General features: G+C 39.2%; 20 protein-coding genes. 9 read left to right on the top strand and 11 right to left on the bottom strand.

Features of this window, described 5'->3' with window-relative positions; genetic code table 11:
- Window positions 1–51: 51 nt before the first annotated feature.
- Entirely contained in the window at window positions 52–471 is a 420-nt protein-coding gene (locus tag LVD16_RS21685) for a response regulator transcription factor (protein WP_233770386.1), read from the top strand.
- A 791-nt stretch (window positions 472–1,262) separates the two neighbouring features.
- Window positions 1,263–2,345, top strand: a complete 1,083-nt coding sequence (locus LVD16_RS21680; protein WP_233770385.1) for a PAS domain-containing sensor histidine kinase — start codon at window positions 1,263–1,265, stop codon at window positions 2,343–2,345.
- Window positions 2,346–2,364: 19 nt separating this feature from the next.
- On the opposite strand, the gene LVD16_RS21675 is transcribed toward LVD16_RS21680, so the two are convergent.
- Entirely contained in the window at window positions 2,365–5,214 is a 2,850-nt protein-coding gene (locus LVD16_RS21675; protein ID WP_233770384.1) for a M16 family metallopeptidase, read from the bottom strand.
- Between the two features lie 158 nt (window positions 5,215–5,372).
- Between LVD16_RS21675 and LVD16_RS21670 the strand changes: the two genes are divergently transcribed.
- From LVD16_RS21670 to arsC, 4 genes are all read left to right on the top strand, one after another.
- Entirely contained in the window at window positions 5,373–8,282 is a 2,910-nt protein-coding gene (locus tag LVD16_RS21670; RefSeq protein ID WP_233770383.1) for a ShlB/FhaC/HecB family protein, read from the top strand.
- Window positions 8,283–8,365: 83 nt separating this feature from the next.
- The gene (locus tag LVD16_RS21665) at window positions 8,366–10,009 is read left to right on the top strand and encodes a pyruvate dehydrogenase complex dihydrolipoamide acetyltransferase (RefSeq protein WP_233770382.1); all 1,644 of its coding nucleotides are present in this window, start codon (window positions 8,366–8,368) and stop codon (window positions 10,007–10,009) included.
- Window positions 10,010–10,080: 71 nt separating this feature from the next.
- The gene (hslV, locus tag LVD16_RS21660; protein WP_233770381.1) at window positions 10,081–10,626 is read left to right on the top strand and encodes an ATP-dependent protease subunit HslV; all 546 of its coding nucleotides are present in this window, start codon (window positions 10,081–10,083) and stop codon (window positions 10,624–10,626) included.
- Window positions 10,627–10,628: 2 nt separating this feature from the next.
- Complete coding sequence (arsC, locus tag LVD16_RS21655; protein ID WP_233770380.1) at window positions 10,629–10,970, top strand: arsenate reductase (glutaredoxin); 342 nt, start codon at window positions 10,629–10,631, stop codon at window positions 10,968–10,970.
- On the opposite strand, the gene LVD16_RS21650 is transcribed toward arsC, so the two are convergent.
- Together LVD16_RS21650 and polX are read right to left on the bottom strand one after the other, a co-directional pair.
- A complete protein-coding gene (locus LVD16_RS21650) occupies window positions 10,967–11,977 on the bottom strand; it encodes a glycosyltransferase family 9 protein (RefSeq protein ID WP_233770379.1) in 1,011 nt (336 codons plus the stop codon). The two genes, arsC and LVD16_RS21650, sit on opposite strands and share 4 nt — an antisense overlap.
- Before the next feature lie 10 nt (window positions 11,978–11,987).
- On the bottom strand, window positions 11,988–13,703 hold the full coding sequence (polX, locus tag LVD16_RS21645; RefSeq protein ID WP_233770378.1) for a DNA polymerase/3'-5' exonuclease PolX: 1,716 nt from the start codon (window positions 13,701–13,703) through the stop codon (window positions 11,988–11,990).
- A gap of 171 nt (window positions 13,704–13,874) precedes the next feature.
- Between polX and LVD16_RS21640 the strand changes: the two genes are divergently transcribed.
- Complete coding sequence (locus LVD16_RS21640) at window positions 13,875–15,482, top strand: hypothetical protein (RefSeq protein WP_233770377.1); 1,608 nt, start codon at window positions 13,875–13,877, stop codon at window positions 15,480–15,482.
- Here LVD16_RS21640 and trhA read toward each other — a convergent pair.
- The gene (gene trhA / locus LVD16_RS21635) at window positions 15,474–16,118 is read right to left on the bottom strand and encodes a PAQR family membrane homeostasis protein TrhA (RefSeq protein WP_233770376.1); all 645 of its coding nucleotides are present in this window, start codon (window positions 16,116–16,118) and stop codon (window positions 15,474–15,476) included. The two genes, LVD16_RS21640 and trhA, sit on opposite strands and share 9 nt — an antisense overlap.
- Window positions 16,119–16,416: 298 nt before the next feature.
- Here trhA and LVD16_RS21630 point away from each other — a divergent pair, with 298 nt between their 5' ends.
- Complete coding sequence (locus LVD16_RS21630; protein ID WP_233770375.1) at window positions 16,417–18,102, top strand: sodium/sugar symporter; 1,686 nt, start codon at window positions 16,417–16,419, stop codon at window positions 18,100–18,102.
- 73 nt (window positions 18,103–18,175) lie between these two features.
- Here LVD16_RS21630 and LVD16_RS21625 read toward each other — a convergent pair whose 3' ends face one another.
- Both LVD16_RS21625 and LVD16_RS21620 read right to left on the bottom strand, forming a co-directional pair.
- The gene (locus LVD16_RS21625; RefSeq protein WP_233770374.1) at window positions 18,176–18,604 is read right to left on the bottom strand and encodes a DoxX family protein; all 429 of its coding nucleotides are present in this window, start codon (window positions 18,602–18,604) and stop codon (window positions 18,176–18,178) included.
- 61 nt (window positions 18,605–18,665) lie between these two features.
- Entirely contained in the window at window positions 18,666–20,453 is a 1,788-nt protein-coding gene (locus LVD16_RS21620; RefSeq protein WP_233770373.1) for a DUF885 domain-containing protein, read from the bottom strand.
- 355 nt (window positions 20,454–20,808) lie between these two features.
- Here LVD16_RS21620 and LVD16_RS21615 point away from each other — a divergent pair, with 355 nt between their 5' ends.
- Complete coding sequence (locus LVD16_RS21615; protein WP_233770372.1) at window positions 20,809–21,531, top strand: SRPBCC family protein; 723 nt, start codon at window positions 20,809–20,811, stop codon at window positions 21,529–21,531.
- Here the strand turns inward: LVD16_RS21615 and LVD16_RS21610 are convergent.
- From LVD16_RS21610 to hisH, 5 genes are all read right to left on the bottom strand, one after another.
- Entirely contained in the window at window positions 21,522–22,208 is a 687-nt protein-coding gene (locus tag LVD16_RS21610; RefSeq protein WP_233770371.1) for a nitroreductase family protein, read from the bottom strand. The genes LVD16_RS21615 and LVD16_RS21610 overlap by 10 nt on opposite strands.
- Before the next feature lie 76 nt (window positions 22,209–22,284).
- Window positions 22,285–22,884, bottom strand: a complete 600-nt coding sequence (gene hisIE / locus LVD16_RS21605; protein ID WP_233770370.1) for a bifunctional phosphoribosyl-AMP cyclohydrolase/phosphoribosyl-ATP diphosphatase HisIE — start codon at window positions 22,882–22,884, stop codon at window positions 22,285–22,287.
- Window positions 22,885–23,637, bottom strand: a complete 753-nt coding sequence (hisF, locus tag LVD16_RS21600) for an imidazole glycerol phosphate synthase subunit HisF (RefSeq protein WP_233770369.1) — start codon at window positions 23,635–23,637, stop codon at window positions 22,885–22,887.
- Window positions 23,630–24,352 (bottom strand): 1-(5-phosphoribosyl)-5-[(5-phosphoribosylamino)methylideneamino]imidazole-4-carboxamide isomerase, encoded by a 723-nt coding sequence (hisA, locus tag LVD16_RS21595; protein ID WP_233770368.1) that lies wholly within the window; start codon window positions 24,350–24,352, stop codon window positions 23,630–23,632. Before hisA ends, hisF begins: the two co-directional genes overlap by 8 nt.
- 192 nt (window positions 24,353–24,544) lie before the next feature.
- On the bottom strand, window positions 24,545–25,132 hold the full coding sequence (gene hisH, locus LVD16_RS21590; protein WP_233770367.1) for an imidazole glycerol phosphate synthase subunit HisH: 588 nt from the start codon (window positions 25,130–25,132) through the stop codon (window positions 24,545–24,547).
- Between the last annotated feature and the right edge of the window lie 7 nt (window positions 25,133–25,139).

Here is a 25,139-nt window from a genome sequence, read left to right as displayed (position 1 = left end):
TTTTTAACATCTCTCCTATAGCTTTGTGATAAGCTGGAGAACTGTATTAGATTGAATGAGAAAAAAAATATAGTATTTTTTAGTAGATCAAACGAGGTGTTTGAATGTCTGGAACCGGATTTATTTCAGAAATGGAATTTTTATCTGGCGTCTCCTGATTTGTCGTCACCCAATCTTGATCATATCTACGCTCCATCTTTAATTATAGTAGATACTTTTTCGCTTGGTATGGACTTTTTGAATACCGTAGTGAATTACGAAAACTTCGCCAATGTGCCTTCCCTGGTACTTGATTATTACACTGAAGAACCTCTGATTAACAGTATATTAAGTAATGGTGCTGCAGGCTATTTACTAGTTCACTCTTTCTCTGATGAATTGGTGGCCGCCATTAACCATATGATGGAAGGTAAACAGTACATTACCAACCAGATAGAGGTGTATAAGGGAAACACGTATTTAAAAAATTAAGTATCAATGCCTATAGTTTATTTTTAGAATACACGTAGGTTTGCATCGTAGTACAATACACAAATCCAGTTTATTTTTTTAACTGACTTTACAAAGATTTTTAAGAGTAGGTTTAGGTTGATTAATGGTTTAGATTAATCATGGTAACAGTCGGGAGAGGTCCCGACTGTTCGTTTTTATACCCCTCTCTAATATTCCTCGCTCATTTCAGATTTATAGCTTCTTACTTAGGTAAATACCAAGGGTTTAGGGGTTATCACTTACATCTTAAATTACGCATTTCCCCTGATTTATAAGACTTTGATCTGTTATACATTTGTATTGTAATCATTCAACAAAAGGACAGATTTGATGAGACAAATAGTAGCAGTATTAATAATATTTTGTGCGGGAGTAGTACTCTCATCTTGTAGTGCATATACCTGTCCTACGTATTCAAAAGCAGAGAAAGTAAAAGATACTAAAGATATTTAAGATTAGGGTTTAGGTTGATTAGTTAAGTAAAAGAAGAGCGTGCTGGCAACAGACGCTCTTTTTTCGTTTAACAATTTTTTCTCTCTTTATTGTGATTTTTCCTGCCAAAAAATGAGGATACGTGTAATACGTATTTTCTCAATTAAGAATCAACCCTTACATAAAAGCCTTTTTATCCTGCCATATTTGTATAGTACAATAAATAAGGTCAATATGAACAATCGGCTTATTGATAATTCGCTAGTACTTCTTTTTACGATGGGCCTGGCCCTTGCTTCTGTTTTTTTGAGTCTTTTTTAAATTAAACCAAAAAGCCATTGCGAGAGAATCTAAACCTTTCAGATCAGTGTGCTGATGCACTGGATAACCTCAATGATACCCTGCTTTGGGTAAATCAGCAAGGTGATATTATGGCTGTAAACAATGCCTGCGCCACATTACTAGGGCAATCGAAAGATTATCTTTACGAGCATCAGATTTTTAAATATGTAAGAGAGATTTCTATACTGACTTGGGAATCTTACTGGAGGAAGCTCCTGAATGGAGAGAAGATTGTTCAGGAGTGCAGAGTGGAGAACAGGCATGGGGTTCTAAGGGCAGTGCAAATCAAAATTCAGCTGGTAGATCATAATGGGCCGCTTGCATTTATCATTATTCATGACATCCCCAGTACCATCAATGATAATAGAAGGCTGAAGCGTGTCAGTTATGAGTATGATCACCTCATGTACAAAACTTCACATGACCTGAAGGCGCCCATCTCTACGATTTTAGGTTTAGTAGACCTGATTAAAAGAGATGCTAATTCTCAGCAGATGGAATGCCTATCATTGATCGAGGCGACCATGAAGAAGCAAAACGATCTGATGGAAGATATTAATCACCTGGCTTTGATAGATTCAGCAGTGGTAGATTTAGGGAGGATAGATATTCAAACTTTAGTATCACAGATTATCTATGATTTGAGACTAGAAAAATCAGGTGTGGAGATAAACTGTGAATATGACATTGATAGCCCCTTTACCAGTGACACATATTTGATAGAAAAATGTCTTTCGCCGTTAATTCACAATGCTGTAAAGTATAAGTCAGCCATTGTTAACTCTAGGGTTGATCTTAAAGTAAAGGTGAATCAAAATAACCTTACCATAGATGTAAAGGATAACGGTATCGGAATCAACTCAAATCTGGAAAAGAAGATATTTGAAATGTTCTTCAGGGGGAGTGAGCTATCTACAGGGTCGGGATTGGGGCTTTACCTGTCATTGATCACGGCTCATAAGTTAAACGGGCATGTGGAGCTGATCAGTACTTCTAAAAATGGCTCCTTCTTTCAGTTGGTTATCCCTAATATGTTTCTCACAAAAAAAGCCGATCACCCAAAAAGGCAATCGGCTTAGTATCAATTAATTTCTCTTCTTACATAGAAGGCTCTGTAGCCTCACCGGTTTTGTCTATTAGTTGAGGGCTTCCTATGCCATCTACCTTAAGTCTTTCCAGCTGAGTCTCTTTATCACCCACTATTACATAAGTCATTTTGTTCAAATCCATATATTTCTGCACAAGGCCCTGAACATCTTCTACAGTCATATTTTGAAGTGTTTCCTGCTCCTTATCAATATAATCTAAAGGCAAGTCATATTCGCTAATGGTTTGAAGAATACCTACCAATGAATACAAGGTCTCAAACTTGCGAGTATTCTGTTTGATTAACGCATTCTTTGTTTTTTCAAGGTCTTCATCGGTATAGGTTTCAGCATAAGTGCCTATTACTTCTTTGAAGGCTTCCATAGCTTCTAAGGTAACGTTCGATTTAACACTTGAACTGGCTACAAATGCACCCATATAAGGATTTCTTTCTACATAAGAATAAGCACCATAAGTATAACCTTTGTCTTCTCTTAGCACTTGGAATAATCTGCCTCCAGATCCGGCTCCAAGTCTGTAGTTAGCCACTGTTAATGGGAAATAATCTTCTCCGTTTCCGCTTACTGCTAATCTTGCAATCTGAATTACTGATTGTTTGGCTTGAGGTACATCTACGAAATATACCTGAGGAGTTTCGGGCACAGGGTTAGATTTTAGCTCAGGAAAGCTTACTTCTTTTGAAGCCCAGTTTTCACCTAAAGAGGCCACTGAGCTCTTTACTTTATCTTTAGATATATTTCCAGCCAGGTGGAAGTTAGCGATAGAAGGAGAGAAGTATTTGTTATAATAAGCCTTCATATCATCTAAGGTAATAGACTCAATAGATTCTATAGTACCCGCGATAGGCTTACCTAAAATATTGTCCTTTCCGTAAAGTTTTACATCCATAACCATAGCAGCTAGTGAGTTAGGATTTACATCTCTCTGCTGTATGCGGTTAACGGCGGCTTTCTTGATTCTTTCAAACTCTTTGCTGTCCCATCTTGGCTCAAGTAGAATCTCCTGAACTAAGGCAAGTGTAGAATCATAATTTCTAGAAAGACAGTTAGCAGAAATGGTGATGGCATCGTTAGATGTGTACATGTTTACGTTTGCACCTAACTGGCCGATGGCATCTTCTAACTCTTCAGGAGTTTTGTTTTTTGTTCCTTCCATCATAAGATCAGTGATCATGTAAGCTACACCTACTTTATTAGGATCGTCAGCTTTATGTCCACCGTCTATGCGAATGCTAAAGTTAACCAGCGGTAACTCAGTAGCTTCAATGCCATAAACGTTCATGCCATTCGATAGCTCGCTAGTCCAGATGGTAGGAGGGGTAAGTAATGGTGCCTCACCAAATTCTGGCTCTATTGTTCTATCAAAAGAGCTTTCAGTTCTGGCGTAGTCATCAGAAGGTTCCTGATCTACTACAGCGGTCTGTTCATTTTGAACAATGGCCTCTTCTTTTATGTCAGCCTTTGCACTAGAACCTACAGCTAAGGCTGTCTGCCCCTTAGGTACAAAACTGGTTAGGATATAATGCTTTCCTTTGATGTACTTATCATAAACAGCCTTAACATCTTCAGCTGTCACAGCTTTGATATTTTTTATGTCTGTCTTTACATAATCAGGGCTACCGGCGAATTCATTATAAGTGGCCAGTTGGAAGGCTTTACCTAGCACACTGGAAATACCATTATAGAAATTGGTCTCTAAACCGGCTTTAATTCTGTCAAGATCTTTTTGATTGACTCCTTCTTTTTCAAACTTGGCAAGGGCAGCAAAAACTTCTGTTTTTACAGTATCTAAGTTTACTTCTGCATTGGCTCTAACCCTAATAGTAAAGGTTCCTGCAAGTTCGTTTGAGCTGTTATAGGCACTTACATCCGGAGCTAATTCACCTTCTTCTACAATTACTTTGTAAAGAGGTGCTCTCTTTCCATCAGAAAGAATATCTCCCAATACATCCAGCGCCCATTGGTCTTTGTTATATTGCTCTACCGTAGGCCAGGTTAATCTTAATTCAGGAAGACTGGCAAAGTTGTCTTCATGGTAGATCTGGATGGTTGAATCTAGTTTTACTGGCTGTGGATCAAGTGGTTTATCTGTACCTCTGGAAGGAATCTCACCGAAATACTTCTCAATTAATTTTTTGGTTGATTCTTTATCGAAATCACCAGTTAACACCAATGTAGCGTTGTTTGGACCATAATATTCTTCGTAGAATTCTTTAACGTCATCTAAAGTGGCGTTTTGAAGGTCTTCTAATTCACCGATAGTCAACCAGTTATAAGGATGTGATGGCGGGTAAAGTGCTTTGTTGATCACCGCACTGGTGTTACCATAAGCCACGTTATCATAACGCTGACGTTTTTCATTTTGTACTACTGGCTTTTCACCTTCAAGGCTGGCTGTAGTCACTGAGTTAATAAAATAACCCATTCTATCAGACTCCATCCAGAGTACTTTCTCTAAAGCATCTTTTGGTACCACTTCATAATAAACAGTGCCGTCTGTCCAGGTGCCTCCGTTGAAGGTGCCACCCCATTCGTTTATGTTTTTGAAGAATGCGCCTTCAGGCACGTTTTCAGATCTTTGGAAAAGCATATGTTCAAAGAAGTGGGCAAATCCCGTTCTTCCTGGCTTTTCGCGGTCAGACCCGGCATGGATAAGTATGGCTACAGCCACTATGGGGTCTGATTTGTCTTGGTGTAGTATTACATCAAGTCCGTTGGGTAAAGTCATCTTTTCATAATCAATGGAAAGTTCTTCCTTTGACATCTGACTTTCTCCTGAATCTACACAGGCCTGTAAAAGCACCAGTGAGATAAGGAAAAAACTCATTAGTAATTTCTTCATAAAGCACATTTGTTAATGATGTTTAATATTTTGGAGACTTAAATTATAAATAATAAGTGAATCATATTATTCTTTTCTGTTTAAAAGGAGTTTTATTTTAGTAAGTGGTACATTTATTTGTATAAGTATTAATTTGGCCAAATATTCTGTCTTTAATCATGAGGTACTACTTAATATTATTTCTCCTATTCTCCTTCTACGCAAATTCTCAGGGTCAGGTATTAGAGAACAATCCGCCATCAGTAAAATGGAAGCAAATTGTAACGCCTGGGTTTAGAGTAATCTATCCTGAAAACTTTTCTGGTAATGCCCAGGATCTGGCTAATAAGCTTCAAAGTTTACACCAGCCAGAGTCTGAAAGTATGGGAGATAAGCCTCCAAAGAGGATATCTATTGTGCTTCAAAATAAGAATGCTGTTTCGAATGGCTTTGTCACCTTAGGGCCAAGAAGGTCAGAGTTTCAAACTATGCCACCTCAGGATTATAATTTCATTGGCAATAATGAATGGTTAGATCTGCTGGCGGTGCATGAGTTTAGGCATGTTATTCAGTATCAGCACAGTAAGACAGGATTTAATAGAGTGCTTTATTATTTATTTGGTGAGAATACTCAGGCAGCTATGGCCTATTGTGCAGCACCACCCTGGTTTTGGGAAGGTGACGCCGTAGCTACAGAAACTGCTTTTACTTCTAGCGGCAGAGGAAGAATGCCTTCTTTTAACAGAGCTTTTAGGGCGAATCTTCTGGATAAGAAACAATACAACTACCATAAGCAGCACCTTAGATCATATAAAGATTTTATACCTAATCACTATGTGCTGGGCTATCACTTCGTTACCCATTTAAGGAGAGAAAAGCAGGATAAGAACGTTTGGGAAGATGTTTCACATACTTCATTTTTCTGGCCATTTGTGCCTTTTATGTTCTCCAACAGTATGAAAATCCATACAGGCAGTTTTCTGGTTCCTAGCTATAATCATATGATGGATGAGTTAGATGGCCTTTGGACGGAACAACTTAAGGGATTAGAATTATCTTCTTTTGAAAGAGTAAATAACAGAAAGGGTGAAGGGTTCACTGATTATCAGTTTCCTCAGGAGCTTAGCAATGGCGGTGTAATAGCATTAAAATCTGGAATTGCGGATATTCAAACCATCGTACAGTTGGATGAAAAGGGTAAGGAGACAAGGGTGTTTACTCCAGGCATCATGAATCTGGGTGGTATGCTCAGTCTGGAGAATGATATATTGGTTTGGAATGAATACAACTATGATCCCAGGTGGAGACAGAAGAACTACAGCGTAATAAAGGCTTATGATTTTAATAGTGGTGAAGCTAAAACTATTACTCGCAAAAGTAGATATACCTCTGCCGCACTTTCACCTGATGGAGAGAGAATAGTGGCAGCCGCCAATTCTGAAGAAGGTAAAAATTATCTAGCTGTGATAGATTATAATTCTGGTAATGAGCAGGATAAATATTCAGATCCTGATAATGCTCTTTATGCCATGGCACGTTGGGACAGTTCAGGAGATCAGGTTGTGGCTTTAAAAATCAGCGATTCAAAAAAGCAGATTGTAAGTATTGACCTGAAGTCAAGAACTGAAAAAGTATTAATGGATGCTGGTGACGAAAACGTAGGACATCCGGTATTGCAAGGAGAGTGGCTGTTTTACAACTCACCTTATAATGGAATTGATAACATCTATGCTAAGAACATCAATTCCGGTAGTATTTATCAGGTTACGAGTAGTAAGTTCGGAGCTTATAATCCTAGTATTTCAAGAAAAGGCCAATGGATTTATTATAATGATTACACGGCTGATGGCTTTGATGTAGTAAAGGTGCCCTTTCAACCAGAAAACTGGAAGGCTCTGGAGAATGTAGAAGATCGAAGTCTTAAGTACTACGAGCCATTGGTAGAGCAAGAAGGACATAAGGATATTCTGGCCAATGTAGAGAAGAAGGAATATGAAGAAAAGAATTACAGTAAGTTAGGACATGCCTTTAATATCCATAGCTGGGGGCCATATGCTACCACTGATTTAACGCGAGCTCAACTAGGGGTTTTTTCGAGAAATGTTTTAAGCACCACAGACATTTCATTAGGCTATACTTATGATATTCAGGAGAAAACGGGCTATGCCTCAGCCAATGTTAGCTACCAGGGCTGGTTTCCCATCTTTGATTTATCCGTAAGCAAAGGAGATAGATCATCCACAGAAACCGTGAGAGTTGATGGTGAACCTCAAAATGTAGATTTTAATTGGAAGGAAACTCAAGCCAGTGCCGGGGTAAGATTGCCTTTGTTGCTTACACGTTCTAAGTATCATAGTCAGTTAGAGGTTAGTAATGAAGTGGAACTGACCAAAGTTTCTGATTACAATCAGGAGGATAGGGCTTTCCTTGATCAGCAAGCCAATGGTAATTTAATTACCAATGCAGTGGGCTTAAGTTATTATAGGCTTCTAAAGCAAAGTGCCAGGGATATAAATAGTAAATGGGGGCAGTCTATCGCTTTTTCTCATACATCATCGCCTTTCACGGCTGATTATGATGCTGGACAAACAGCGGCCAGACTCACTCTGTATTTCCCGGGTATTCTTAAAAATCATTCCTTTTATGTAAGAGGCGCTCTGCAGCACAAAAAATGGAAGGTAGATACATTATCTAACGATACTTATTTACTAAGGAATCAAATACCATTACCAAGGGGGTATTCTCATAGTACCTGGGAGGATTTTTATTCTTTATCATTTAACTATACCCTGCCTCTATGGTATCCTGATGTGGCTTTAGGTCCTATTTTAAATATTAAGCGACTAAGAGCTAATCTGTTTTATGATTATGGGTATGGCAAGATCGATGTGGTTAATTATGAGCAAAGAAGGCAGCTGAAAGCTCAGGGTACTTTTAATTCCATAGGAGCAGATTTTCTATTTGATGTGAATTTCCTGCGTTTTCCTCCGGAATTTTCATTGGGCGTGAGGGTCACTTCTGCTCAGGCAAGTACCTATAGTGCCGGTGGTATTAAGGTGGAATTTTTGCTGGCAAACATCAATTTTTAAAAACCTTACAAAATAAAAATCATTTATTTGAATAAAGGGATTTTAACCCCTATTTTTGGACACAAAATTTTTAAAAGAGACCTATGGCAGAAGTAATACGTATGCCCAAAATGAGCGATACCATGGAAGAAGGGGTGATCGCGTCTTGGTTAGTGAAGGAGGGTGACACGGTAAAATCGGGCGATATTTTAGCAGAAGTAGAAACAGATAAGGCAACTATGGAGTTGGAGTCGTATGAAGACGGTACCTTACTTCATATTGGCGTAAAAGAGAAGGATGCTGTACCAGTAGATGGTGTAATAGCAATCATTGGAGAGAAGGGTGAAGATATAAGCGATCTGCTGAAAGATGTAGAAAGTGGAGGCTCATCTAAAAGTGAACCAAAAGAAGAGAAAAGTGAAGATTCTTCGTCTGATGATGAAGGAGCTGAAGAAATAGATGCTTCTGATGTAAATGCCATGGTTATCACAATGCCTAAAATGAGTGATACCATGACAGAAGGAACCATAGCTAGCTGGCAAGTAAAAGTTGGTGATAAAGTTTCTTCTGGAGACATCATGGCTGAAGTGGAAACAGATAAGGCTACTATGGAATTAGAGTCTTATGAAGATGGTACTCTTTTATATATTGGTGTTGAAGAAGGTGATTCTGTAGAAGTTGATGGCGTGCTAGCTATAGTGGGAGAAAAAGGAGCTGATTATGAGAAGCTTTTGAAGGCTCACCAAAGCAAGCAAAAAGGTGGTAGCTCTGAGAAAAAGGAAGCTAAGAAAGAAGCTCCGAAGGAAGAGTCTAAGCCTGTTGCAACAGAAGAAAAATCATCTGCACCTGCTGCAAGTAGCAATGGAAGAGTAATTGCTTCTCCATTAGCCAAGAAAATGGCAGAGGATAAAGGCTATGATATCACTAAGATAAAAGGTTCTGGTGATCATGGACGAATCATAAAAAGAGACGTTGAGAACTATACACCTGCTGCTGCTCAAGCACCAACTCAGGCTGCTACTTCAGCTGAAGGATCAGCTATTAGCATTCCTCAGGTGGTAGGAGAAGAGAGTTATGACGAGATAAGCGTTTCTCAAATGAGAAAAACCATTGGTAAGCGCTTAGCTGAAAGTAAATTTACTGCTCCTCATTTCTATGTAACCATGGAAATTAACATGGACGCTGCTATTGAAGCAAGAAAGTCTATGAACGAGTACTCTCCAGTGAAAATCAGTTTCAATGATATGGTGATCAAGGCTGTAAGTGCAGCGTTGAGAAAACACCCGAAAATCAATTCTAGCTGGTTAGGAGATAAAATTAGATTTAACAAGCATATTCATATTGGTGTAGCTGTAGCGGTAGAGGAAGGTTTATTAGTGCCTGTAATCAGGTTTGCTGATAACAAATCCCTATCTCACATCTCTGCTGAGGTGAAAGACCTTGTAGGTAAGGCTCACAGTAAGAAACTTCAACCAAGTGACTGGGAAGGAAATACATTCACAATTTCTAACCTAGGAATGTTTGGTGTAGAAGAATTTACAGCTATCATTAATCCACCAGATGCATGTATTCTGGCAGTGGGAGGTATTAAGCAAACAGCTGTGGTGAAAAACGGTCAGCTAGTACCAGGTAACGTGATGAAAGTAACGCTTTCTTCAGACCACAGAGTGGTAGACGGAGCCATGGGAGCAGCCTTCTTACAAACACTGAAAGAATTGCTGGAAAATCCGGTAAGACTTTTAGTTTAAAAATACAAAACACAATAAACAATATACCCTGGTAGTTCTTTTACTATCAGGGTTATTTATTTAATAGACTTATGGGAAAAATTAAAGTAAGATCAACTACTGTATTAGCAGTTATACATAACGGCGAGGTAGCTATAGGAGCTGACGGTCAGGCTACAATGGGAAACTATGTGGCTAAAGGGAATGTGAAAAAGATTAGAAAGCTGCAGAATGGAAAGATTGTTACTGGTTTTGCGGGGTCTACTGCTGATGCTTTTACTTTACTGGAAAGGTTTGATGAAAAGCTCAACAGCTATGGTGGTAGTATGAAGCGTGCGGCTATAGAGTTAGCAAAAGACTGGCGCATGGATAGATATCTGAGAAAATTAGAAGCTATGCTTATAGCTGCTGATAAGGACGAGGTATTGATTATATCTGGTACAGGCGATGTATTAGAGCCTGATCATGATGTGGCGGCTATTGGTAGTGGTTCTATGTATGCTCAGAGTGCGGCTTTGGCATTGAAAAAACATGCTACACATCTTTCTGCTGAAGAAATGGTGAGAGAAGCTCTTAACATTGCAGCTGATATTTGTATTTACACTAACCACAATCTGGTAATAGAAAAAGTATCTTAATTATGCTTACTATTTATCATAACCCAAGATGTAGCAAAAGCCGACAGGCCCTTCAGATTATCGAAGAGAACGGTGCTGATGTGGAGGTGGTTGAATATTTAAAGACTCCTTTGAGTAAAGCTCAATTAAAGGAAGTTGTAGATAAATTGGGCGTAGAGCCTCAAGAGCTCATCCGTAAAGGTGAGGCCATCTACAAAGAGGAGTTTAAAGGAAAAGAACTTTCAGATGATGAATGGCTACAAGCAATGGCTGATCACCCAAAACTGATGGAAAGACCCATCGTAGTGAAAGGTGATGAAGCAGTGGTTGGTAGACCTCCTGAAAGTGTAAAAGAGCTTATCTAAGGTAAATAAAAGTCAAACACAAGGTCATTCATGCATTTGAAATGACCTTTTGGACACTTCTCATACCCAATCTTCGAGCAAGGACGACAATCTAATTTATTATTTTCCAATATAGTAAAGTGGGTTCTGTAAGGATACATGCCAAACATTGGAATGGTATTACCCCAAATGCTGAAGATATCCTTCTTAAAAGCTGCAGCAATGTGCATAAGGCCAGTATCATGTGAAAACATATATTTGGCCTGTTTTACCAATGATGCTGATTGGTTCAGGTTAAATTTACCACAAGCATTATAGATAATAGTTTTCTTATTAAGCTTTACCAGACCTTCTTCCAGAGGTTCTGACTTTTCGGTTCTTTCAAAGAATTTCTCTATGGTATCGCCGGTAGCTTTGTCACCCGGTCCTCCAAGCAATACAATCGGCTTGTTGATCTTATCACAGAGCTCAATCATACGGTTTAAAGGTAGCTTTTTTGTATTGTGCTGGGCGCCAATGGCATAGGCTACATACTCTTTTCTATGAGATTCTGGAAGCCATTCTAAAGGCACATGATCTTTTTCAGGAATGAAATAGTCCAGCCCCAGGTTATCCATTTTTATTCCCAGTGGCCTCGCAGTTTCCATATATCGGTCTACAATATGCCTGTTAGGGAGTTTATTAATCTTTAGATTCACCATCAGCCATTTTTCACGGTTCAGCTTTTTGAAAGAGGTGTGCTTCGCACTGAGTCGTGTTTTTATAATCTTGGTTCTCAGGTTTTTGTGCAGGTCTATGATGTAATCATAATTCTCCTTTTTAAGCGCTGAGACCAGGTCACTGAGGCTATCCTTAAGGTAATGTATCTTGTCAATATAGGGGTTATGCTCCACAATATCCCTAAACTGATATTTCGTACAGTAATGTATCTCCGAGTTTTCGACCTGTGTTTTCACATTTCGGATAACCGGAGTAGTGAGTACGATATCACCAATAGATGAAAATCGTATTATCAGTATTTTTGTCATATCAACATTGTTACACGCTAGCTAGCGCTTGTTTCTTTTTGGTACTAAAAAACTTTTCTATTTCACTTAATGACATACTGTTCAGGTTCATTTCTTTAGTAAGACCACCTTTACGCCCTACGCATAAGCCGTAGTACATATCATGATAGCCTTCCTTAGCATGTGCGTCAGGATTAATGCTGAGCTTTACGCCTTGTTCAAGGGCATAATGTACCCACCTCCAGTCGATGTCAAGTCTTCTGGGGTGTGCATTAATCTCAATAGCTACGTTTTGCTTGGCACACGCATCTATAATTGTTTTGTGGTCTACCGGATAGCCATCTCTCTGCAGAAGTAATCTGCCCGTCATGTGGCCTAAGATAGTTGTAAAAGGGTTTTCGATAGCTTTTAATAATCTTGCCGTGGCCTTTTCGATATCCATGTTTAATACCGAATGAATAGACACTACAATGAAATCAAAAGTAGCCAAAGTATCGGTGCCGTAATCAAGCGAGCCATCAGGAAGTATATCGCATTCTATACCTTTAAAAATTTTAAAGTTAGAATAACCAGCATTCAGTTGGTCTATTTCCTCTTGCTGCTCTTTTACCCGGTTCTCATAGAGGCCGTTGGCATAATAAAAAGATGATTTGCTATGATCTGTAATACCCAGATATTCATAACCCAACTTTTTACAATAATCAGCCATTTCACTTAAAGTGTGTTTTCCATCACTATAAGTAGAGTGATTATGCAGGATGCCTTTCAGGTCATCCATCTCTATGAGTTTTGGCAACGTGTTAGCTTTTGCCATTTCTATCTCAAAATCACCTTCGCGTAATTCCGGAGCTATGAATGGAAGATCTGCTGCAGCATAAATGTCTTCTTCAGAGCTTACGGTTTTATCTTTAATGATTTCTAGTAGACTTTTGCCGTCTTTCACCACGGCATGTATATGATTAATGGAGCCCGTGGTTATCCACAGCTCTTTGTAGAAGTCAGATTTTTCACAGAATCGAACTCTTACTGGTGTTTCAGAACCAGGTAAAAAGCCTCTCCAGTTATATGGACTACTCTTTTCATCGTCGCTAGCTATGGGTTCATACTCATTCAGGAAAGATCGCACCTGGCCTTCAGCCTCAGATGCTATCAAGATAAGAACCTCTTCCACTATTTCAACTTTTCTTCTTATCTGACCACTTATAGCGATAATGTCATTTGAGAAGGTTGATTGTAGTTGCTTTAGCAGTTCATTGGCCACAGCCTCAGCCTCAGCATATAGCAATTTGCCTTTATGCATGGCTTTGAAAAGGATGGCCTCTTTAATGTTCTGTTGTGTTTTGTCGCCAAAACCTTTTAGTTTAGCCAGCTTGCCCTCTTCAATCGCCTCTAGCAGTTCGGTGCTATTGTTGATTTCAAGATCTTTCCATAGCTGTCTGATCTTTTTAGCACCGATGCCTTTTAAGCTTAACAAGTCGATGATTCCCTCAGGAGTTTCAGAAAGATATTTTTCTAAGATGGGCAGTCTTCCTTCAGTATTAATGTCATTAATAGCCGCTGCTATACTTTTTCCCACGCCGTTGATCTTGGCAAGCTCATCCAGAGATTGGTCAGCCAGTGCCAGAGATTCTCTTTCAAGATTAAAAATGGCATTATTATAACTCTTGATCTTAAACTCATTTTCACCGTGAAGCTCCATGAGTTGAGCTGTAGTTTTAAGCAGCTTTATTATTGATTTATTATCCAAAGGGTGTCAGTCTAGTTATCGTTACTACAAAATAAACGAAACATTTCTATGACTGCACTATTTTTAGAGGCTGTTCTTGATTTAGATCTTTTCTAATTTAGTTGTTGTTCAGGTGCTAGAATGTATTATAATCTGTATATTTTAGGTGAAATACTTACTTAATCTGTTGCTATGTGTGTGTTTAACGCTTTGAAATCTAACCTTTTAACGTTTTTCTTGCTTCTTGGAGCTTTTGTGGCTAGTGCGCAAGTAAGTCAGCCAACTCGCTATGAACTGGAGAAGAAAAATAGTTATGATTTTGCCAAAGTATTATCTGCTGGTGAGTATGGTGTGGTTATTTTTCAGGAAACTGAAGAGCACCGACGAGATGAAGGTACCATTTGGCAGGTAGTAGTTTTAGACACACTGCTTCAAGAAAGGCTTAATTTTGAAGTGGGAATAGAGAGCTACTTCATATTTAAAGGCTACGATTTATACAAAGAGCATCTGCTGCTGGTTTTTAGAGATGGAGATGGTGTGAAGAGCGACTTTCATATTATTTCGGTTAATATCCTTACAGGAAGTATAGATAAGTTTGAAATCAAAAATGAGATAGAACTGGAGCTTTCTCATATGACCGTGATTGAAAACACCATAGTGTTTGCCGGTTATGTGAGATTCAGTCCTACTTTGCTTTCGTATAGGTTAGGAGAGGAGAACTTCGACGTGATACCCGGGTATTTTAAAGATAAGAGTGATGTTCTTCACCTAAGATCTAATGAGAATGGCACCTTCAGTGTATTGACCTTGGAAAAAGGTTATGATGGCCATTATATGCGGGTGAGGACTTACAGCCCTGCTGGTAAAATGCTGTTTGAGAAGGAGATAGTGGTGCCCCCACATCATTCTTTAGTAGATGCGAAAGTCACTGATTTTGTGAATGGGAATCTGGCTGTAACCGGTACTTATGGAAGAGGAGGTAACAATTCGGCGCAGGGATTTTTCTTTCTTTCGGTAAAGCCCTCTGATCAAAAAGAAGATATTCAATATGTTGGCTATGATGATCTAACGCATTATTTCGATTACATGGGAGAGAAGCGTGCCGAGCGTATGAAGAGTAAAATAGAGCGAAAGGAAAACAGTGGAAAGGATTTTAATTATAGCGCAAAGCTTTATTTACATGAGGTGAAGGAGGTGAGGGATGGCTTTTTGGTGGCTGCAGAAGTATATGACCCAAGATATGAGAGAAATAACAGCGTGGCTAATATGTATTCACCTTACTTTAATCCTGCCAGCATTGGTCAGCTAAATGGTACTATGGCGGAGCAAAGGTATATAAGAAGACCGGTAGCTATGCAGGGATCTAATGAGGCTAATCATTTTAAGTATCTGGAATCCATTGTGTTTAAGATAGATTTAAAAGGAAACGTGGTTTGGGATAACAGCCTGCCTATAGATGATCTTGATTCTTACTCACTAGAAAAGGTTATGGCTTATGATGTAGTGGGAAGGGATGTGAAAATGCTCTATAAGTCGGAGGGTAAGTTTAACTATAAACTGGCAGACGAGCGAGATCTTATCGCCGAAAATGAATTGGATATCAGTCTGTTATATGAAGATGATGAGTTGGATCATGATTACGACGGTATAGGTGGTGCCGAGCACCTTGCTGGTAATAGCTTTATTGTTTGGGGCTATCAGAAAGTGAGGAATAAAAATAGAGAAGATCTAAGCAACCGAAGAGGTGTGATCTTTGTCAATAAAATCAATTTCACCTCTCAGGTAGATGAGTTAGAGTAAGTAGAAAAATATGCTTACAAAATGTAGCATAGACCCGGCTAATACCCAGAAATGAAATATTGCATGGTTATAGGGGATCTTATTAATTGAATAAAAGATAGCACCTACTGTATAGCAAACACCACCAGCCAGTAAATAAAGCAAAGCCGGTGTAGATAAGTTTTCTAATAAAGGCTTAGCCAAGAATACGGCAATCCAGCCCAGGAGAACATAGCTTACGGTGGACAAGGTGTTGAACCTTCCTGTAAAGAAAAACTTCATCACAATCCCGATAACGGCCAAGCCCCAGGTAATTCCGAAAAAGGTCCAACCCACGGCACCCTGGATGGCCACCAGGCAAAATGGAGTGTAGGTGCCTGCAATCATTAGGTAGATAGCGGCATGGTCAAATACATTCAGCTTTCTTCTTACGGACTTTTTCTTAGCCGCATGGTACAGCGTAGATGCCAGATAGAGCACAGTCATGCTACTACCAAAAATGGTGAAACTTACAATATGCCAGGCGTTGCCATAGATTGAAGCATATACTATCAGCAGCGTAAGAGCCGCTATACTCAGCACTAAACCAACGAAATGAGTGACAACATTGAGGATTTCCTCTCTTTTATGATAGTAAGTAAGAACGGTTCGAGCCATGTGTAAGTGTTTTATTCTAATAACGTGAGTTTCTTTCTAAGGATTATGATTAAGCCATTAATTTTTACATAGGTATTATAGCTAGAATCTATAATTCTGTGAGAATGATTATGGGCCATATTTTATATTTTGAGAAGTGTCACCGGCCATATAAAGAATGTGAAGAAAAACACATTAATACTTTGAAGTACTGCATATTTAGGCCAAATTAGACCCCGAAATGTGTCCAGAGCACATTGAAACGTTTATTTTTAACTAAAATCGTAAAACCCTTACATTTTAAAAGCACTTCACCTCAATGAATTTTGAAACTATAGACATTGTGATCTTTGTGGCTTATTGCGCGTTAATTCTCGGAATAGGCCTCTATGTGTCTCGAGACAAAAAGGGACATCAAAAAAATGCGGAGGACTACTTCCTCGCAAGTAAATCGTTACCATGGTGGGCCATTGGAGCGTCACTTATTGCTGCCAACATCTCTGCTGAGCAGTTTATAGGTATGACTGGTTCAGGTTTTGCCATCGGTTTGGCCATAGCCTCTTATGAGTGGATGGCAGCACTTACACTTCTCATTGTCGGTAAATTTTTCTTGCCGGTATTTATTGAAAAAGGACTGTATACTATACCTGAGTTTATCGAAAAAAGGTATAGCACTAACCTGAAGACTATTCTCGCAGTATTCTGGTTAGCACTATATGTGTTCGTAAACCTTACATCAGTATTGTATCTTGGAGCTAAGGCTTTAGACACTATTGTAGGTACGGGTAATGGAGACTACATGATGATAAGCATCATTGGTTTGGCATTATTCGCGGCTGCATACTCTTTATGGGGAGGTCTTTCGGCTGTAGCCTGGACGGATGTACTACAGGTAGTATTATTGATTATAGGTGGTTTAATTACTGCTTATATTGCTTTAGACCAATTAGTGCCAGGTGGTGGCGTTATAGCAGGCCTTAAGCATATGTATGAGGTAGTCCCTCAGAAATTCTCTATGATTTTGGAGAAAGGTGAGGTCATAACGCCGAATGGAAAAGATGCATGGTGGGATCTTCCAGGTCTTGCTGTACTTGTAGGTGGTATGTGGGTTGCTAACCTTTATTATTGGGGATTCAACCAGTATATCATCCAAAGAACATTGGCTGCTAAGAGTTTGAAAGAATCTCAGAAAGGTATTGCTTTCGCTGGTTTCTTAAAGCTTATCATTCCTTTAATCGTGGTTATTCCGGGTATTGCTGCTTATGTGTTAAATGCAGATGCTTCTGGTTCTCTTACTACAGAAACTGTTTCTTCAGGATTCATTGGTTTAGATGGAACCATCGCTAATGATAACGCTTATCCATGGTTAATCAGAAACTTGGTGCCAAGTGGTGTTAAAGGTTTAGTGCTTGCCGCTTTAGCAGCAGCTATCGTATCATCTTTGGCTTCTATGCTAAACTCTACGGCTACTATCTTTACTATGGATATTTATAAGCCATATATCAATAAGAATGCTAATGACAAGCAAACAGTAAACGTTGGTCGTACAACTGCTTTCGTGGCGCTAGTTATTGCTTCTATCATTGCACCTGCATTAGGTAATTTAGGTCAGGCATTCCAGTTTATTCAAGAATATACTGGAGTAGTGAGCCCTGGTATCCTGGCAGTATTCCTGGCTGGATTATTCTGGAAAAAAGCTACTAACAACGCAGCTATCATTGGTGTGTTAGCATCTATTCCGATTGCCCTTTACTTCAAAGTAGGCCCTAACGGATGGCTAGAGTCAGCTATGTTTGTGAATATTCCATTCATGCACCAAATGTTCATTACTTGTATTCTATCATTAGTAATCATAGGTGCTGTTAGCTATATGGAAGCAAAAGGACAGGATGATCCTAAAGGAATTGATGTATCTGGTGGCTTGTTTAAAACAAGTGCAGCATTTAACATTTCTGCCTTTATTATATTGATTATTCTTGCATTCTTATATGCATTCTTCTGGTAGGAAGAAATAGATTATAGATTAAAAAAAAGAGGCTGCATTTGCAGCCTCTTTTTTTTGATCTATAAATTCTGATTTAATACATTCTTTTACTTTTCCCTAAATAATGGTCTATGGAATATTTGCCGCTGCCAAAAACCAATAATGTGTTATAGATTAAAGCATATAATAAAGGAAATTCCTGTTTACCAAACGGGTCGCCGGCATGTACCATAAATATGGCTACTAACATGGTAATAATCAATGGTAAGGTAGCCAGTCTGGTACCTAAACCGATAATGATAAGAGCCGAGCAAATTACCTCTGAAAATACAGCTAATACCAGCGAAAAGGTAGCTCCCAAACCTAACCAGTCATAAAATTGTATTTCCCCGCCGCTCAGTAGTGTTTGTAATTTGGGTAGGCCATGGGTAAGCATTAATGCTCCTATGGCTATTCTCAAAAGTAATAGCCATGCATTGGCTGTGTTGAGGTTGAAATCAGTTTTAAAAATACTATTCTTCATACATTAAATTTTACAGAAAAAAAGCACCCCGATTTGAAGAATTCGAGATGCTATAAATTGATTATTGTTTTTCATTCTCTATCCACTGATTGATTTTCGCTTCTAATAAGGCCAATGGAACACATCCTGACTCAAGTACCTGGTTGTGAAACTTTTTCACATCAAAGTCAGGTCCTATTTCTGCATGAGCCTTGGCTCTAAGCTCCCAAATGGTAAGCTGTCCTATCTTATAAGAAAGTGCCTGGCCTGGCATAGCCATATATCTTTCAATCTCCGAGATAATGCTGGCTTCAGATTCAGCTTCATTCTCTAGCGAGAACTGAATAGCCTGCTCTCTCGTCCATCCTTTCGAATGCATTCCTGCATCCACCACCAATCTAATGGCGCGGTGCATTTCAGCGCTAAGCATACCAAAATACTGATACGGATCGATGTAAAGGCCTAATTCTTTACCTAAAGACTCGCTGTAAAGTGCCCAGCCTTCACCGTAAGCGCTGTACCATAATGTTTTTCTAAACTCAGGTAATTTGTCATTTTCCTGCTGTAAAGATATTTGGTAATGATGCCCAGGTATCGCTTCATGCAAGAATAATGACTCATCTGAGAAGATGTTGTATGCCGCAGCATCGGGCACAGGCACATAGAAAATGCCAGGTCGTGTGCCATCAATGGAGCCAGGATTATACTCCGCACTGGCAGAAGCCTCACGGAAAGCTTCAGTTCTTCTTACCTCAAACGGTGTTTTAGGCACTAGGTCAAATAAGTTTTTTAACTGGGGCTTCATGGTCGTATATATATCATTGAAGTGAGCAATGACCTGAGGAGCAGAGTCATAAGGCATCATTTCTTTATTGGTACGCACATAGTTGAAGAATGACTTCAGGTCACCCGTAAAGCCCACATCATTTTTTATCTCTTCCATTTCACTGGAAATTCTTTTTACTTCACTCATACCCAGATTAAATATTGAGTCTGCAGAAAGCTCAGTAGTCGTAAACTGCTTTATGCGATAGCTGTAATATTCATCGCCATTAGGAAGCGCAGATGCCCCTGATGTGGTCCTGGAGGCTGGCAGGTACTTCTCTTCTAAAAAGCTATGCAACTTCTTGAAAGTTGGGATAACCTTTTCTTCAACCATGCTTTTGTAAGCTGCTGTGTATTTCTCCTTTTGATCATCGTTGAAACTTTCAGGAAGATTTTTAACGGGTGAAAAGAAAAGATGCTCTTCTACAGGACCATGATCGAGTTCAGCGATCTGAGGAATGACCTTCTTGGTGAGAGTCGCAGGAAGAACCCATCCTGTTTCCATCCCTTTGGTCATATTTACCATGGCGGTATCACACCAAACCATGAAGTCATCTACTCTTTTGAGCCAATTGTCATAATCATCCTCAGTTTTAAATGGTTGTGCCGAAGCTCCGCTGGCGTACTGGCCCATCATAATTTGCAGGCTCCAGAATTGATCCAGTGGAGTAAGCTCAGTAGTAAATTTAAGTCCTTCCAGGTTGATGTTGCATTCCCATTCAAGAATGTCATAGCTTAATTGATCTGTAGCTGACAAGCTGCTCTTATCGAACTCAGCCAGTTTTTGCTGATAGTTTTCGTAAAAGGACTTGAGTTGGGATAGGTATTCCTGAGATATGTTATTGGGTAAAGTGTCATTATAGCGATTATCACCAGCAGAGGTAGCTTCTAGTGGATAGAACTTTAATCGATCCTGATAGTAGTCCTCATAAACTTTTGAAATATCTGGCTTGCTCTCTACTTCTGAGCTATTATCTTTAGGTGAATTACAGGCTGAGATCATAAGAACTAAACCTATAAAGCAGTAAAATTGAGTTAGTTTCATAGATAGTTGGCATTTTAATAAAGCTGAAACTAAATAATCTATGGTTTTTATTCATTAAGTATTATTTGAAAGGTATAATAGATATTTAACCTTCCTCATGATGAGTTAAGTACCATAATTTTTTGACAAGCAATAAATCTGATTTGAAAAAGTATCTACCACTGATAGGAATTTCATTAGGTGCAATTTACGGGTTGTTCTGGCGTTATTTATGCGAGCCCGAACCATCCCTAATTTTCTCAGAGAGCATTTATAGTGTTACTTTTTTCTGGGCGGTTGCTGTAATACCACTATCCTGAATAGAAAAGAAATAGTTGAGAAGAAGTGGAAGGCAATTTTCTACCCTATATTCAGTGTGCTTTTATTCTTCATTTGTACAGTTTCTAGTGGTATCGAAGATTGGATCTGCATCATAATAATATCATCTCCTTTCTTGCTGATGGTTGGCATTGTTGGCTGGTTTGTTTCACGCTATTTAGAAGATGCTGACTCAAAGAAGATTTTAATGATAGTGTTTCTTCCTGTACTCACTGCACCGATAGAGTCAGTGTTTGAAGATAGAGAGGATCATTATGAAACCAAGAATGAAATTTATATCCAGGCATCTCCAACTGAAGTTTGGGCTATTTTATTGGAAGTACCTGAAATTCGGTCTTATGAATACTCTTTAGGATTTTACAACATTATTGGTATTCCCAGGTCTGTGAGATCAGAAATAGTCAACGTGAACGGAGAAACAACACGTCTGGGCTATTTTACTGACGATCTCATTTTGAATGAGACCGTGGTAGAATATGACACGCTTAAAAGGATGTCATTTCACGTCAATTTATCTAAATCTCAAATGAGAGATGAACCTACTGATCAGCATATTTTAAAGAGTGAAATCTTCCAATTTGTAGAAATTAGTTATTCTCTTGACCCAGTAGGTGACTCTACCAGGCTTACTTTGACCTGTGAATATTCCATAAAATCTAAAATGAATGGCTATGCCAATCTCTGGGCCAATAGCATAATCAGTGATTTTGAGCAGCGTCTTTTGCTATCCCTTAAGAAAAAACTTGAGGCTCATTCATAAAATTCACAAACCTCTTCAAGCTTTTTTCTGTGAATATCAGGTACAAAGGTTTCCGAGCACGGATAGCCCATGGGCACTAAAAGGAAAGCCCTTTCATTAGCAGGTCTATCCAAAAGATTGGTTAGAAAGTTCATAGGGCTAGGCGTATGTGTTAGAGCCACCAGCCCAGCATCATGAATGGCAGCAAGTAGGAACCCGGAGGCTAGGCCTACAGATTCATTTACATAGTAATTGGTGTGTTTGGTACCATCTTCTTCCAGATCATAGGCCTTTTTAAAAACAACTATCAGGTATGGAGCTACCTCTAAAAATGGCTTTTGCCAGTCTGTTTGTAGCGGCCTTAAGACCTGAAGCCATTCCTCACTCATGCGGTTATCGTAACTTTCCTTTTCCTCTTTTTCAGCGGCTATCCTGATTTGCTTTTTTAGTTCAGGGTTGCTCACCACGCAAAAAGTCCAGGGTTGCTTGTGTGCACCGGAGGGAGCCGTGGAGGCGCTCATTATGATATTCTCAATCACTGACTTTGGAATAGGCTTGTCGGAAAAATCCCGCACAGTTCTGCGTTTGTCAAGCCACAGATAAAACTGCTTGCTTCTATCTATTACCTCATTTTCCTCATAAGTTTCCTTTTCATAGGAAACAAAAGGAAATCCTCCTATTGTAGTTTTCTTCGTCATTCAGATTGTATTTCCTGCAAGGATAGTGTGCTTACCCGTGAAATGTTGTAAGCTACCTGACATTATTTCAAGTAGCTTAGCTGTGGCGCTCTTTAAGTACCTCAATTACATCGTTAAGGGTAAAATCCTTGGCTGCCAATAAAACCAGGTAGTGATACATCAGATCAGCTGCTTCATTAAGAAATAGTTTTTTGTCATCATCTTTGGCTTCTATGACTAGCTCAACTGCCTCTTCACCCACTTTCTGAGCTACTTTATTTATGCCTCGGTTAAGCAAGGAATTAGTATATGATCCTTCTTGTGGATTGTTTTTTCTATTTTGAATGGTTGACTCAAGAAATCCCAGATCGGTTGAAGTGTTTGCTTCATCTCCAAAGCAGGTATCTGTACCTGTATGGCAAACCGGCCCTGCCGGAATAGCTTGAATAAGAACGGTATCATTATCACAATCTAAAGCCATTGATCTCACTTCCAGGAAGTTGCCACTTGTTTCTCCTTTAGTCCATAAACGCTCCTTAGTTCTGCTGTAGAAGGTTACTCTATTCTCTTGTTGTGTTTTTTCAAAAGCCTCTTGGTTCATAAATCCGAGCATAAGTACTTTTTTGGTGAAATAATCCTGTACTACTGCTGGTATTAATCCGTTTTGCTTGTTGAAATCTGGTTGTAGACTGTCCATTTATCTTACCGCTATATTGTTTTCTCTTAAATAATCTTTTAACTCTGGGATGCCAATCTCTTTAAAATGAAATATGCTGGCTGCTAGGGCTGCATCGGCATCTCCTTGCTCAAATACATCTTTGAAATGAGGCATAGTGCCCGCACCGCCGGAAGCGATGATTGGTATGCTGACCTCACTAGCCATTTTGCGCAATGCTTCATTGGCAAAACCCTGTTTGGTGCCATCATGATCCATACTGGTAAATAAAATTTCACCAGCACCGCGCTGTTCTACTTCTCTGGCCCAGGAAAATAACTCCTTCTCAGTTGGTTTAGAGCCTCCGTGAGTATGGATAATCCATTCACCATCTACAAACCTGGCATCGAGCGCAGCTACTATACATTGGCTTCCGAACTCTGCCACCAGCTCATCTATTAACTCCGGCCTTTTAACAGCACTAGAATTTACAGAAACCTTATCAGCACCGGCATAGAGTAGGGGAGCCACATCTTCAACATGACTGATACCACCACCAACGGTGAAAGGGATATTTAAATGTTTGGCAATGTCCTTAACCAATTCTTTAAAGGTTTTACGACCTTCGTTAGTAGCAGTGATGTCTAAAAACACCAGTTCATCTGCACCTTGTTCGGCATATAAGGCACCGAGCTCCACCGGATCACCGGCATCTCTGATATTAACGAAATTAACACCTTTTACTGTGCGTCCATTCTTAATATCAAGACAAGGAATTATTCTTTTCTTAAGCATTCTGGAATTCGTTTAGTTCTCTTAGGGTAACTTTTCCTTCGTATATGGCTTTGCCTAAAATAGCTCCTTCTAATCCTGCTTCTCTTAGCTCGTGCAAGTCTGCCATGCAACTAACACCACCACTGGCAATAAGCTTTATGGTAGGGAAAATATTTAATAGCTCTTGATAGAGTTTTACGTTAGGTCCGGTAAGCATACCATCGGTAGCAATATCCGTACAGATCACCTCCTGTAAGCCATCATCCAGATACTTGTGCAGTAAATCTTCAATAGATAAGGTTGTTTTTTCAGTCCATCCGCTTACTGAGATCATTTTGTCCTTCACATCGGCGCCGAGAATAAGTTTTGTTGATCCGTATTTCTCCAGCCATTCTGAAACCTTCGAAGGATTCTTTACTGCTATACTTCCGCAGGTAACTTTGCTGGCACCAGCACTGAAAACTTTTTCAATATCCTCATCCGACTTTATGCCGCCCCCGAAGTCTATCTCCAGAGATGTTTGAGATGCTATTTTCTCCAGCACCTTTATATTAATCACCTTTCCGGCTTTGGCGCCGTCTAAGTCCACCAGGTGTAAATATTTTAAGTCTTCACCTTCAAAAGATTTGGCTACCTCTAAAGGATCCTCGTTATATATTTTTTTCTGATCGTAGTCGCCTTGAGTTAAGCGAACGCACTTACCATCAATAATGTCTATTGCGGGTATAATTTTCATGTGTATTTATTCTATTTTACATCGGTCACATGGAATCTTTGATTAAAAATTCATCAGCGATGGGTGTAAAATCGCCTCTGATTTTTAATGTCGATTTCATGTGTAATAATTAAATTTTTTGTTCTCACATGGAATTTGCTACAAACTTTATTCACCCTCGTTTAGTTGAGCATGTTAAAGTCTATGCTCATTTCATAGCTTAATAAAGTTTTCTATAATTTTAGCTCCTTGTACTGCCGATTTTTCAGGATGAAATTGGGTAGCGTAGAAGTTGTCTTTCTGCAATGCTGCGCTAAAAGGTAAAATATAATCGCAGGTAGCCACGGTTTCATCTACCACAGGCACATAATAGCTATGCACAAAATACACGTGCTTATCCTCAATATCATTTTTTATCCAGGGATGTTCCGTATTGTAAAGTGTGTTCCAACCCATGTGAGGGACCTTTTCATTTTTTTGAGTTGGAAATTTTTTCACCTCACAGTCAAAAATATTTAGACAGTTAACATCTCCTTCTTCCGAGTGCTTACACATCAGTTGCATGCCCAGGCAGATGCCTAAAACCGGTTGCTTTAATGATGGTATCAGTTCATCTAACTTCATTTCCTGAAGGTGCCTCATGGTGGAGCTGGCTTCACCTACACCAGGGAAAATCACTTTGTCAGCGGATCTTATCTCATGAAAGTCATTGGTAAGTATGGGAGTTATTCCCAGCCTTTCTAAAGCGTAAATCACTGATTGTGTGTTTCCTGCGTTGTATTTAATGATAGCTGTTTGCATAATTTTA

This window comes from Fulvivirga ligni (assembly GCF_021389935.1).
Lineage (GTDB): Bacteria > Bacteroidota > Bacteroidia > Cytophagales > Cyclobacteriaceae > Fulvivirga > Fulvivirga ligni.
The sequence above is the reverse complement of the archived record's forward strand: the minus strand, read 5'-3'. Positions and strand labels throughout refer to the sequence as shown.

What these genes read in the sequence shown, in the direction of transcription:
- LVD16_RS21675 (WP_233770384.1), bottom strand. Translation starts at nt 5,214, where the DNA reads ATGAAGAAATTACTAATGAGTTTTTTCCTTATCTCACTGGTGCTTTTA.
- LVD16_RS21670 (WP_233770383.1), top strand. Translation starts at nt 5,373, where the DNA reads ATGAGGTACTACTTAATATTATTTCTCCTATTCTCCTTCTACGCAAAT.
- LVD16_RS21665 (WP_233770382.1), top strand. Translation starts at nt 8,366, where the DNA reads ATGGCAGAAGTAATACGTATGCCCAAAATGAGCGATACCATGGAAGAA.
- hslV (WP_233770381.1), top strand. Translation starts at nt 10,081, where the DNA reads ATGGGAAAAATTAAAGTAAGATCAACTACTGTATTAGCAGTTATACAT.
- arsC (WP_233770380.1), top strand. Translation starts at nt 10,629, where the DNA reads ATGCTTACTATTTATCATAACCCAAGATGTAGCAAAAGCCGACAGGCC.
- LVD16_RS21650 (WP_233770379.1), bottom strand. Translation starts at nt 11,977, where the DNA reads ATGACAAAAATACTGATAATACGATTTTCATCTATTGGTGATATCGTA.
- LVD16_RS21640 (WP_233770377.1), top strand. Translation starts at nt 13,875, where the DNA reads ATGTGTGTGTTTAACGCTTTGAAATCTAACCTTTTAACGTTTTTCTTG.
- trhA (WP_233770376.1), bottom strand. Translation starts at nt 16,118, where the DNA reads ATGGCTCGAACCGTTCTTACTTACTATCATAAAAGAGAGGAAATCCTC.
- LVD16_RS21630 (WP_233770375.1), top strand. Translation starts at nt 16,417, where the DNA reads ATGAATTTTGAAACTATAGACATTGTGATCTTTGTGGCTTATTGCGCG.
- LVD16_RS21625 (WP_233770374.1), bottom strand. Translation starts at nt 18,604, where the DNA reads ATGAAGAATAGTATTTTTAAAACTGATTTCAACCTCAACACAGCCAAT.
- LVD16_RS21620 (WP_233770373.1), bottom strand. Translation starts at nt 20,453, where the DNA reads ATGAAACTAACTCAATTTTACTGCTTTATAGGTTTAGTTCTTATGATC.
- LVD16_RS21610 (WP_233770371.1), bottom strand. Translation starts at nt 22,208, where the DNA reads ATGACGAAGAAAACTACAATAGGAGGATTTCCTTTTGTTTCCTATGAA.
- hisIE (WP_233770370.1), bottom strand. Translation starts at nt 22,884, where the DNA reads ATGGACAGTCTACAACCAGATTTCAACAAGCAAAACGGATTAATACCA.
- hisF (WP_233770369.1), bottom strand. Translation starts at nt 23,637, where the DNA reads ATGCTTAAGAAAAGAATAATTCCTTGTCTTGATATTAAGAATGGACGC.
- hisA (WP_233770368.1), bottom strand. Translation starts at nt 24,352, where the DNA reads ATGAAAATTATACCCGCAATAGACATTATTGATGGTAAGTGCGTTCGC.
- hisH (WP_233770367.1), bottom strand. Translation starts at nt 25,132, where the DNA reads ATGCAAACAGCTATCATTAAATACAACGCAGGAAACACACAATCAGTG.